Source organism: Leucobacter sp. (assembly GCF_053528595.1).
The window spans coordinates 1-11,332 of record NZ_JAIVPF010000022.1 but is presented as its reverse complement, the minus strand read 5'-3'; the positions used below and the strand labels follow the sequence as shown (position 1 = coordinate 11,332).

General features: G+C 70.8%; 8 protein-coding genes and 2 pseudogenes. 5 read left to right on the top strand and 5 right to left on the bottom strand.

Annotated features, from left to right (window positions below; translation table 11 throughout):
* Nucleotides 1-93 (bottom strand): annotated as a pseudogene (locus ACWKZU_RS03525) (PadR family transcriptional regulator); the annotation flags it as partial.
* 493 nt (nt 94-586) lie between these two features.
* Here ACWKZU_RS03525 and ACWKZU_RS03520 point away from each other — a divergent pair.
* The 3 genes and pseudogenes from ACWKZU_RS03520 to ACWKZU_RS03510 all read left to right on the top strand — a co-directional run bounded on the left by ACWKZU_RS03520 (nt 587) and on the right by ACWKZU_RS03510 (nt 4,724).
* Complete coding sequence (locus ACWKZU_RS03520; RefSeq protein WP_449281009.1) at nt 587-2,392, top strand: amino acid transporter; 1,806 nt, start codon at nt 587-589, stop codon at nt 2,390-2,392.
* A 143-nt stretch (nt 2,393-2,535) separates the two neighbouring features.
* Nucleotides 2,536-4,038: pseudogene (locus ACWKZU_RS03515) on the top strand (sensor histidine kinase); the annotation flags it as partial.
* Complete coding sequence (locus ACWKZU_RS03510; protein WP_449281007.1) at nt 4,035-4,724, top strand: response regulator transcription factor; 690 nt, start codon at nt 4,035-4,037, stop codon at nt 4,722-4,724. The pseudogene ACWKZU_RS03515 and the gene ACWKZU_RS03510, both read left to right, overlap by 4 nt.
* A gap of 193 nt (nt 4,725-4,917) precedes the next feature.
* On the opposite strand, the gene ilvC is transcribed toward ACWKZU_RS03510, so the two are convergent.
* From ilvC to ilvD, 4 genes are all read right to left on the bottom strand, one after another.
* Nucleotides 4,918-5,934: a ketol-acid reductoisomerase gene (gene ilvC / locus ACWKZU_RS03505; protein WP_449281008.1), complete on the bottom strand. Its 1,017-nt coding sequence runs from the start codon at nt 5,932-5,934 to the stop codon at nt 4,918-4,920.
* A gap of 220 nt (nt 5,935-6,154) precedes the next feature.
* Nucleotides 6,155-6,664 (bottom strand): acetolactate synthase small subunit, encoded by a 510-nt coding sequence (gene ilvN / locus ACWKZU_RS03500; protein ID WP_449281006.1) that lies wholly within the window; start codon nt 6,662-6,664, stop codon nt 6,155-6,157.
* Between the two features lie 2 nt (nt 6,665-6,666).
* Nucleotides 6,667-8,466, bottom strand: a complete 1,800-nt coding sequence (locus ACWKZU_RS03495; RefSeq protein ID WP_449281005.1) for an acetolactate synthase large subunit — start codon at nt 8,464-8,466, stop codon at nt 6,667-6,669.
* Nucleotides 8,467-8,601: 135 nt separating this feature from the next.
* Entirely contained in the window at nt 8,602-10,293 is a 1,692-nt protein-coding gene (gene ilvD / locus ACWKZU_RS03490) for a dihydroxy-acid dehydratase (RefSeq protein ID WP_449281004.1), read from the bottom strand.
* A 116-nt stretch (nt 10,294-10,409) separates the two neighbouring features.
* Here ilvD and ACWKZU_RS03485 point away from each other — a divergent pair, with 116 nt between their 5' ends.
* Nucleotides 10,410-10,658: a hypothetical protein gene (locus ACWKZU_RS03485; RefSeq protein WP_449281003.1), complete on the top strand. Its 249-nt coding sequence runs from the start codon at nt 10,410-10,412 to the stop codon at nt 10,656-10,658.
* 65 nt (nt 10,659-10,723) lie between these two features.
* On the top strand, nt 10,724-11,332 hold a 609-nt coding region (locus ACWKZU_RS03480), incomplete at its 3' end, for a Na+/H+ antiporter NhaA (RefSeq protein ID WP_449281002.1).

The following is an 11,332-nucleotide window of genomic DNA, read 5'->3' as shown; positions in this document are numbered from 1 at the left end:
GATCTCGTAGCCGTACGCGGGGCGCGCGGCGATGATCGCCAGGACGATCCCCTCGAGCACCCCCTTGAGCATCTCGGTCATCTGCCGGCCCACGAGCCCACCCCCACTACTCAATGACACTGACTACCACTACACAGTAACACCGACTAGCGGTACTGAGCAACACTGAATACCGCGCCGGCCGAAGCCTCCGCGGCGCCGGAGACCGCACCGGCCGCGACGCCGGCCGCGGCCGCACGCGCATCCCCGTATGGGTTCCGTCAGCGCCAGGGGGATTCCCGTATGGAAACCGTAAGGATCGCCGCAGCGGCGCCCGGAGCGGCGTTCGATGGATGCTGCGCCGCTCGCATCCGCGGCCCTGTCCCGAACGGAGTACCCCATGCCCGACCCCACCGACGCACCGGCGGCCGCTCCCCCGGCAGCGGCGCGCTCATCCCTCGAGCTCGGGTCGCAGGAGGACGACGGATCCGAGCGGCGGCGATCCCTCGGACGCTGGCTGCTCGCGGAGACCGCCGAGGCGCCCGGCCGCCAGACGGGGCCGCACGGCCGCCCGGAAGGGCACCGTCGCGCGCACTGGCTCCGGGTCATGTGCCTGACCGGCGTCGACTACTTCTCCACGCTCGGATACCAGCCCGCCATCGCGGCGCTCGCGGCCGGCGCGATCGCACCGATCGCCACCCTCGTGCTCGTGCTCGTCACACTCGCCGGGGCCCTCCCCGTCTACCGGCGCGTCGCCCGGGAGAGCCCGCACGGCACCGGTTCGATCGCCATGCTCGCGCGGCTGCTCCCGCGCTGGGGCGGCAAGCTCGCCGTGCTGGCCCTGCTGGGCTTCGCCGCGACCGATTTCATGATCACCATGACGCTCTCGGCGGCCGACGCCACCGCGCACCTCGTGGAGAACCCGCTCGCGCCCGAGGTCCTCCACGGACAGGAGGTGGTCATCACCCTCGCGCTGCTCGCCGGGCTCGGCGTCGTCTTCCTGCGCGGCTTCCGCGAGGCCATCCGGCTGGCGACCATGCTCGTGGCGGCGTTCCTGACGCTCAACCTCGTGGTGGTCGCCGTCGCGCTGGCCCGGCTCATCGCCGCCCCGAGCATCGTCGACGACTGGTGGGCGACGCTCACCACGCAGCACGGCGACCCGTTGTTCGCCGTGGCGATCGCGCTCCTCGTGTTCCCGAAGCTCGCGCTGGGCCTCTCGGGCTTCGAGACCGGCGTTGCCGTGATGCCGCAGATCCGCGGCGACGCGAACGACACCGAGGAACGACCCGAGGGACGGATCCGGGGCGCCAGGCGCCTGCTCACCACCTCCGCGCTCATCATGAGCGGCTTCCTCATCGCCTCGTCGTTCACCACCGTGACGCTGATCCCCGCCGAGGAGTTCCAGGAGGGCGGAGCCGCCAACGGCCGCGCCCTCGCGTACCTCGCGCACGCGTACCTCGGCGAGGGCTTCGGCACCGCGTACGACCTCGTGACGATCGCGATCCTGTGGTTCGCGGGCGCCTCGGCGATGGCCGGCCTGCTCAACCTCGTGCCCCGCTATCTGCCCCGCTACGGCATGGCCCCGGCGTGGGCCAGGGCCACGCGCCCCCTGGTACTGGTCTTCACCGCGATCGCGTTCCTGATCACCGTCCTGTTCGAGGCGAGCGTCGACGCGCAGGGCGGCGCCTACGCCACCGGAGTGCTCGTGCTCATCACCTCCGCGGCGATCGCGGTGGCCCTCGCCGCTCACCGCCGGCGGGAGCGGGGCGCGACGATCGGGTTCGGGATCGTGACCGCGGTGTTCCTCTACACGACCGTGGCGAACATCGTCGAGCGCCCGGACGGCATCAAGATCGCCGCCTGTTTCGTGCTCGGCATCCTCCTGGTGAGCTTCGTCTCGCGGATCGCGCGGTCCACGGAGCTGCGGGCGAGCTCGGTGCGCCTCGATCCGGCGGCCGAATCCCTCCTCGATCGGCTTCCGGACGGCCCCGTGCGGCTCATCGCGCACCAGCCGGACGATCTGAGCGCGGAACGCTACCGGCAGAAGCTGCTCCACGCGCGCCTCGCGCACCGCCTGCCCGACGACGACGTGCTCTTCATCGAGATCGAGATCTCCGACAGCTCCGACTTCGAGGACGAGCTGCTGGTGCGAGGCGTGGAGCGGGACGGCTTCCGGGTGCTCACGGCGCGGGGCAGCACGGTGCCGAACGGGATCGCGGCGGTGACGCTGCACCTGCGCGACGAGCTGGGCTGCACGCCGCACGTGTACTTCCGCTGGACGGAGGGCAACCCCCTCACGAATCTGCTGCGCTTCCTCCTCTTCGGGGAGGGCGAGATCGCCCCCATGACCCGCGAGGTGCTCCGGGAGGCGGAGGCCGACAGCACGCGCCGACCGTGGGTGCACGTGGCATAGCGGAGGTCGCGGGCCGCCAATGCGGACAGCGGCGGGCCGCACCTCATACCCTTGACTGCAGGACCACCGGAGGGAGCACCGACATGACCGGATCGGAGCCGCCGCTCGGCCCGCCGACCGGCCGCGATCGCAGCCCGGTCGCGCTCCCCGCGTTCCACGGCGGCCTCACCGGGAGGCGGCGGATCGCGGGGTTCGCGCTCGCCCTCGCCGGCGGCCCGCTGCTGACGTGGCCCCTGCGGGCCTTCCACACCCCGGACGCGATCACCACGGAGGTGCTCAGCTACCAGCTGCTCGTCGTGATCGTCGCACTCGTCGGCGGCATCTGGCCGGCTCTGTTCGCGGCGGTGCTCTCCGGGTTCACGATCGACCTCCTCTTCATCGAGCCCCGGCACGCGGTGGACATCGCCGACCCGCGCCATCTGCTCGCCCTGCTGCTGCACGTCTCGATCGCCGCGCTCGTCAGCTTCGTGGTGGATCGCGCCGCCCGCCAGACCCACGCGGCCCGTCGCGCGGCCGCAGAGGCCGAACTGCTGCAGGCCGTGGCCGAGAGCGTGCTGCGCGGAGAGGACGCCGTGCAGGCGCTCGTCGACCGGACCCGCGAGGCCTTCTCGCTGACCGGGCTGCGACTGGTGGAGAACGGCGCGGTCGTCGCCGAATCGGGCGAGCCGCCGGCCGTCGGCCGCACCTGGCGCGCGCCGGTGGCCGACGGCGCCGTGCTCGAGCTCGCCGGACCCGCCCTCGCCGCGCCGGAGCGGCGCCTGCTCGCGGCCATCACCGCACAGCTGGCCGCGGCGCTGCAGCGCCGGAGTCTCGAGGAGACCGCCAGCGAGATCGAGCCCATCGCCGCCTCCGACCGGGTGCGGGGCGCCCTGCTCTCGGCGCTCAGCCACGACCTGCGCCGCCCCCTCGCCGCGGCGACGACCGCGGTCGGCGGGCTGCGCAGCGCCGCGGGATCGCTCTCCCCCGAGGACACCGATGAGCTGCTGGAAACCGCCGACGAGAGCCTGCGCGCGCTGTCCGCGCTCGTGACCGATCTCCTCGACGTCAGCCGCGTGCAGGCCGGGGTGCTCACGATCACCACGGTTCCCGTCGACCCGGCCGAGGCCGTCGTCCCCGCGCTCGACGAGCTGGGGCTCGGCCCCGGAGAGGTCGAGCTCGATCTCCGGCACGGGGCCGCGCGGGCCCTCGCCGACCCCGTGCTCCTGCAGCGCGCGCTCGTGAACCTCCTGGCCAATGCGCAGCGGCACGCTCCCCCGGGGTCCCGGGTGCGCATCGCCACGCGCACGACCGGAGACCGCGTCGAGATCCGGATCATCGACCGCGGCCCCGGGATCCCGCCCGAGCGCCGCGACGACGTGTTCGTCCCCTTCCAGCGGCTCGGGGACACCGACAACAGCGCCGGCCTCGGTCTCGGGCTCGCGCTCTCGCGCGGCTTCGTGGAGGGCATGCGCGGCACCCTGCGGCCCGAGGAGACCCCGGAGGGCGGTCTGACGATGGTGATCGGATTGCTGGCGCACGCCGAGACGGCGCGCACCGCCCCGGGGGCTGCGGGAACGGAGGGCGCGAGCGCCGCACAGGACCCACCGCCGGATCCAGCACCGCGCCGCGCGCCGGCGGACTCCGCGCCGCAGGAGGAGACGCCGTGAAGATCCTCATCGCCGACGACGACCCGCAGCTGCTCAGGGCGCTGCGCATCACCCTCACGGCCATGGGGTACGAGGTGATCACCGCGGCCGACGGGGCGGAGGCGATCACCGCTGCGGTCGCCCACCGGCCGGACCTCTATCTGCTCGACCTCGGCATGCCGGAATTCGACGGCATCGAGGTCATCCAGGGCATCCGCGGCTGGTCGGAGGCCCCGATCCTCGTGGTCTCCGGCCGCGCCGACGCGGCGGACAAGGTCGAGGCGCTCGATGCCGGCGGCGACGACTACGTCACCAAGCCCTTCTCGGTCGAGGAGCTGCTCGCCCGCATCCGCGCACTGACCCGGCGCCTGCCGCGGGAGCAGCCGAGCCCCGTCGTGCGCCTCGACGGCGTCACCGTGGACCTCGCCTCCCGCACCGCGATCGACCATTCGGGCGGAAGCGCCCGGCCGATCCGGCTGACCCCCACCGAGTGGCAGGTGCTCGAGCTGCTGATCCGCAACGCGGGCAGGCTCGTCACCAGGCACACGCTGCTCACCCACATCTGGGGCACGGAGCACGTGCGCGACACCGGCTACCTGCGGCTGTACCTCTCCCAGCTGCGCAAGAAGCTGGAGCCGGATCCCGCCTCTCCCCGCTACCTCATCACGGAGCCGGGGATGGGCTACCGCCTGCGGCTCGAGGAGTGATCCCGCCGGCCGTCCGGGCACTGCGCCACGGGACGCGAAAGCGCCCGCTCATCTCGACAAGCTCGATGAACGGGCGCTCCCGCGGGCCGCTTCAGCGCGCGGCGCTGCCGTCGGTTCGTGCAGACCGCTCGCGGTCTGCAGCAGCAGACGCAGACCTCCCGACTACGCCGACGGCCCCACCGACGGGCTGGCTTCAGCGGGCGGCGCTGCCGTCGGTGTAGTCGTCGTCGGACTGCTTCCACGCGAAGAGCTTGCGCAGCTCGACGCCGGTCTTCTCGATCGGGTGCTGCTCGGCCTTGGTGCGGAGCTCGATGAACTCCTTGCCGCCGTTGTCCTGATCCTCGATGAAGCGCTTGGCGAACGCGCCCGACTGGATGTCGGCGAGCACGGCCTGCATGTTCTCCTTGACGCTCGGGTCGATGACGCGCGGGCCCGACACGTAGTCGCCGTACTCCGCGGTGTCGGAGACCGACCAGCGCTGCTTGGCGATGCCGCCCTCCCACATGAGGTCGACGATGAGCTTGAGCTCGTGGAGCACCTCGAAGTAGGCGATCTCGGGCTGGTAGCCGGCCTCGGTCAGCGTCTCGAAGCCGTACTGCACGAGCTGCGAGGTGCCGCCGCAGAGCACGGCCTGCTCGCCGAAGAGGTCGGTCTCGGTCTCCTCGGTGAAGGTGGTCTTGATGACGCCGGCGCGGGTGCCGCCGATGGCCTTGGCGTACGACTTGGCGGTCTCCCAGGCGGTGCCGGTGGCGTCGACCTCGACGGCGATGATGTCGGGGATGCCGCGGCCGGCCTCGAACTCGCGGCGCACGGTGTGACCGGGCGCCTTGGGAGCGACGAGGATCACGTCGACGCCCTCGGGCGCCTCGATGTAGCCGAAGCGGATGTTGAAGCCGTGGGCGAAGGCGAGGGTCTTGCCCGGGGTCAGCTTGTCCTTGATCGACTCGCTGTAGATCGCGCGCTGGTGCTGGTCCGGCGCGAGGATCATGATGAGGTCTGCCCACTCGGCGGCGTCGGCCACGGTCTTGACCTCGAAGCCCGCCTCCTCGGCCTTCTGGATCGACTTCGAGCCCTCCTTGAGGGCGATGACGACCTCGACACCCGAGTCGCGCAGGTTCATGGCGTGCGCGTGTCCCTGCGAGCCGTAGCCCACGACGGCCACCTTCTTGCCCTGGATGATCGAGAGGTCGGCGTCGGCGTCGTAGTACATCTCTGCCACTGGGTTCTCCTTATGTTGTGCGGTTCTGAAACGTCATTCTGCGCGAAGTCGCAGAATCCAGTCTGGTGGGTGTTCGGTTGATATTGAAGATCGAGATCCCGCGATCCGCTCCGCGGCCGCAGGATGACGGCTCGTGTTCAGTTGTGGTCGAGGGATCGAGATCCTGCGACTCGCTTCGCTCGCGCAGGATGACACTGCCCTTCGGGCGGTGTCAGTTCTTGAAGACGCGCTCGGTGATCGACTTGGATCCGCGCCCCATGGCGATGAGGCCGGACTGCGCGATCTCCTTGATGCCGTACTGGTCGAGCACCTTGAGGAAGGCGTCGATCTTGCCGCTGTCGCCAGTCACCTCGATGGTGAGCGCATCGGGCACGACATCCACCACGCGGGCGCGGAAGAGCGTGACGGCCTCGAGCACGTGGGAGCGCGACTGATTGTCCGCGCGCACCTTGATGAGCACGTGCTCGCGCTGCACCGAGGTGGACTCGTCGAGCTCGACGATCTTGATCACGTTGACGAGCTTGTTGAGCTGCTTGGTGACCTGCTCGAGCAGCACCTCGTCCTCGTCGACGACCACCGTGATGCGCGACAGTCCCCGCATCTCGGTCGGCCCCACGGCGAGCGACTCGATGTTGAAGCCGCGGCGGGCGAAGAGCCCGGCGACGCGGGTCAGCAGACCCGGCTTGTCCTCGACGAGGAGGCTGAGTACGTGGCGGCTCATGATTACTCCTCCCCCCACTCGGGGCTGTGCTCGAGGGCGTACTGGATATCGCTGTTGGAGGTGCCCTGGCGCACCATGGGCCAGACCATCGCGTCGGCGCTCACCACGAAGTCGATGACGACGGGGCGGTCGTTGGTCTCGAGCGCCAGCTTGATCGCGTCGTCGACCTGGTCCTCGCGCTCCACGCGCAGCGAGAGGCAGCCGTAGGCCTCCCCCAGCTTCACGAAGTCGGGTACGCGCTGCGAGCCGTGACCGGTGTTGAGCTCGGTGTTGGAGTAGCGGCCGTCGTAGATGAGGGTCTGCCACTGGCGCACCATGCCCAGCGAGGAGTTGTTGATCACCGCCACCTTGATGGGGATGTCGTTCACCACGCAGGTGGCGAGCTCCTGATTGGTCATCTGGAAGCAGCCGTCGCCGTCGATCGCCCACACCGTGCGCTCGGGCTCGGCCACCTTGGCGCCCATCGCGGCGGGCACCGCGTAGCCCATGGTGCCGGCGCCGCCGGAGTTGAGCCACGCGTTGGGGCGCTCGTACTTGATGAACTGGGCGGCCCACATCTGGTGCTGCCCCACACCCGCGGCGTACACGCCCTCGGGTCCGGTGAGCTCGCCGATGCGCTGGATCACGTACTGCGGCGAGAGCAGGCCGTCGGTGGTCTCCTGGTAGCCGAGCGGGAACTTCTCCTGCAGCAGGCGCAGGCGATCCCACCAGGGCGTGATGTCGGCGAACTCCCGGCCGAGCTTGGCGGTGGACACCGCGGCGATGAGATCGGAGATCACGTCGGCGGCGTCACCCACGATGGGCACATCGGCCGGGCGGATCTTGCCGATCTCGGCGGGGTCGATGTCGGCGTGGATCACCTTCGCGTCGGGTGCGAAGAGCGCGGCCTTGCCCGTCACCCGGTCGTCGAAGCGCGCGCCCAGCGTGATGAGCAGGTCGGACTCCTGCAGCGCGAGCACCGCGGGGACCGTGCCGTGCATGCCGGGCATGCCGAGGTGCTGCGGGTGCGAGTCCGGGAACACGCCCCGCGCCATGAGCGTGGTCACGACGGGCGCGCCCACGAGCTCGGCGAGCTGCAGCAGCTCCTCGGAGGCGCCGGCGCGCCCCACGCCGCCGCCCACGTAGAACACCGGGCGTTCGGCGGTCGCGATGAGATCGGCCGCGGCCTGGATCTGCTTGCTGTTGGCCTTGGTGATGGGCCGGTAGCCCGCGAGCTCCACGCGGGGATCCCACACGAAGTCGAACTCGCCCTCCTGCGCGTCCTTCGTGATGTCGACGAGCACGGGGCCCGGGCGACCGGTCGATGCGAGGTGGTAGGCCGCGGCGATGGCACCGGGCACCTCCTCGGGACGCTTCACGAGGAAGGAGTGCTTGGTGATGGGCATGGTGATGCCCACGATGTCCGCCTCCTGGAAGGCGTCAGTGCCCATGAGGTGCGAGAACACCTGTCCGGTGATCGCGAGCAGCGGCACGGAGTCCATGTAGGCGTCGGCGATCGCCGTGACGAGGTTCGTGGCGCCCGGGCCCGAGGTGGCGATGCAGACGCCGACCTTGCCGCCGGCCGCCGCGAAGCCTTCGGCGGCGTGACCGCCGCCCTGCTCGTGGCGTACCAGCACGTGGCGCAGCTCGGTCGCGTCCATGAGGGTGTCGTAGAGGGGCAGCACGGCGCCGCCCGGCAGGCCGAAGACGTCGCTGACGCCGAGCGCCTCGAGGCTGCGCACGACCGCCTGGGCGCCGGTCATCCGTTCGCCGCGCGGAGCCGCGGTGGCTGGTGAGGGAATTGCACTCGAATCCGAGGTCATTGCTTGCTTTCTCAGTAGAGGTTTCGGGCGATGGCGGCGGGATCCCGACGATTCGCGGAGAAGCCCGGGCGGATGCGGCGCCGGCCCGGATCCTCGCGGCAGCGAGAGATCCGGCCGGTCCGGACCGCGTGAGGACTAGCCGGTGACGGCCCCTTCCGAGGCCGAGCGCACGAGCTTCGCGTACTTCGCCAGAACACCGCGCGTGTATCGCGGGGGAAGCGGGGCCCAGCTTTCTCGTCGGGCCTCGAGCTCAGCGGGATCTACCAGCAGATCGAGCGTTCGTGCGACGATATCGACCCGAATCAGGTCTCCGTCGCGGACCAGGGCGATCGGACCGCCGTCCGTCGCCTCGGGTGCGATGTGGCCGATGCAGAGGCCGGTTGTGCCGCCCGAGAATCGTCCGTCCGTCAATAGTAGTACATCTTTTCCGAGCCCCGCGCCCTTGATGGCCGCGGTGATCGCGAGCATCTCGCGCATCCCCGGCCCGCCCTTCGGGCCCTCGTAGCGGATCACCACGATGTCGCCCTTCTGGATCCGCCCCTCCTCGAGGGCGTCCATGGCCGCGCGCTCCCGCTCGAACACCCGCGCGGGGCCCTCGAAGGTCTCGGCGTCGAAGCCAGCGGTCTTCACGACCGCCCCCTCCGGCGCCAGCGTTCCGCTGAGGATCGTGAGGCCGCCGTTGGCGTGCAGGGGATCGTCGAGCTTGCGGATGACCTTGCCGTCGAGCGTCGAGTCGACGTCGGCGAGGTTCTCGGCCACGGTGCGGCCGGTCACGGTGAGCGCGTCGCCGTGCAGCAGGCCCGCATCGAGCAGCGCCTTCATGATGACGGGCATGCCGCCCACGCGGTCGAAGTCCTCGGCCACGTACTGTCCGAAGGGCTTCATGTCGGCCAGGTGCGGCGTCTTCGCGCCGATGCGGGTGAAGTCGTCGAGCGTGAGCTCGACCTCGGCCTCGCGGGCGATGGCCAGCAGGTGCAGCACGGCGTTCGTCGAACCGCCGAGCACCATCGCGACGGTGATCGCGTTCTCGAAGGCCTGCTTCGTGAGGATGTCGCGCGCGGTGATGCCCTGGCGCAGCAGGTTGACCACGGCCTCGCCGGAGCGGTGGGCGTAGTAGTCGCGGCGGCGGTCGGCGCTGGGCGGCGCGGCCGAGCCCGGCAGGCTCATGCCGAGCGCCTCGGCCACGCAGGCCATCGTGTTGGCGGTGTACATGCCGCCGCAGGCGCCCTCGCCGGGGGCGATCGCGCACTCGACGCGCTTCAGATCCTCCTCGCTGAGCGTGCCGGCCACGCACGCGCCGACCGCTTCGAAGGCGTCGATGATCGTGACCTGCTTCTCCGTGCCGTCGGAGAGCTTGACCCAGCCGGGCGCGATCGATCCCGCGTAGAGGAAGACCGAGGCCAGGTCGAGTCGCGCGGCGGCCATGAGCATGCCGGGCAGCGACTTGTCGCAGCCGGCGAGCACCACCGTGCCGTCGAGGCGCTCGGCCATCACCACCGTCTCGACGGAGTCGGCGATGACCTCGCGGGAGACGAGGGAGAAGTGCATGCCCTCGTGGCCCATCGAGATGCCGTCGGAGACCGAGATCGTGCCGAACTGCAGCGGGTACCCGCCGCCGGCGTGCACCCCCTCCTTGGCGCCCTGGGCGAGGCGGTCGAGGCTGAGGTTGCACGGCGTGATCTCGTTCCACGAGCTCGCGATGCCGATCTGGGGCTTGTCCCAGTCCTCGTCGCCCATGCCGACGGCGCGGAGCATGCCCCGCGCCGCGGCCTTCTCGATCCCATCGGTGACGTCGCGGCTCCGCGGCTTCATATCGATCTCTGACATGCGCTCCAGTCTAAGCCCTCGCCCATGCTCCGGCGGTTCGCGCGGGGCCCTATAGCCGATGCGGGTCCGCGGTTCCACCCCTCCTCCGCCGGTGGTCCACCCGCTAGGCTGTCGGCATGTCGATCGGCAAGTACGTCACCAATCCCGGCGTCATCGGCGCGACCCTGGGAGCCGTCAGCACGGCCCGCCGCACGCAGTCCATGCGCAAGGACTGGCGGCGCCTCCTCATCTGGGGCGTGTGGCTCGCAGGCCTCGCCCTCGCGGTCGCGACCGTCGCCATGCAGGAGCAGGACGACGAGTTCGACTCGGCGCAGGAGGCCGAGCGGGAGCTCGCGAAGCGGCGCAAGAAGCAGCGCACGCGCTAGACTGATCGACGGTGCGCCGGGAAGTCTGGTCGGCAATTCGAGTCGGCCGACCCCGAAAGGCCCCCATGCCCGTCCCTCGCTCCCAGCGCAGCAGGCCCCGCCGCATCCTCGCACTCGTCAACAAGCGGGAGGCCGCACGCGTCAGCCGGGTGCTGCGCGCCGAGCTGCCGGGCGGCATCCTCGTCATGGCGGCGGCGCTCGCCGGCTTCGCCGCGGCCAACAGCCCGCTCGCCGACGGATACTTCTCGCTCCGGGACACCCGCATCGGCCCGGAGTCCCTGCATCTCGATCTGAGCATCGGCCACTGGGCCTCCGACGGCCTCCTCGCGATCTTCTTCTTCATGGTGGGACTGGAGCTCAAACGGGAGTTCGTATCGGGAGCGCTGCGCCGCTTCTCCACCGCGATCGTCCCGGTCGCGGCGGCATTCGGCGGTGTCGCGGTCCCCGCGCTCATCTACGTCGCCTGCACGGCGGGCACACCCGATGTGCACGGCTGGGCGATCCCGACCGCCACGGACATCGCCTTCGCCGTCGCCGTGCTCGGCCTCATCGCACCCCGCATCCCGCCCGCCCTGCGCATGTTCCTGCTCACGCTCGCGGTGGTCGACGACCTCATCGCGATCACCATCATCGCGCTCTTCTACACGAGCGGGATCGAGGTCTGGGCGCTCGCG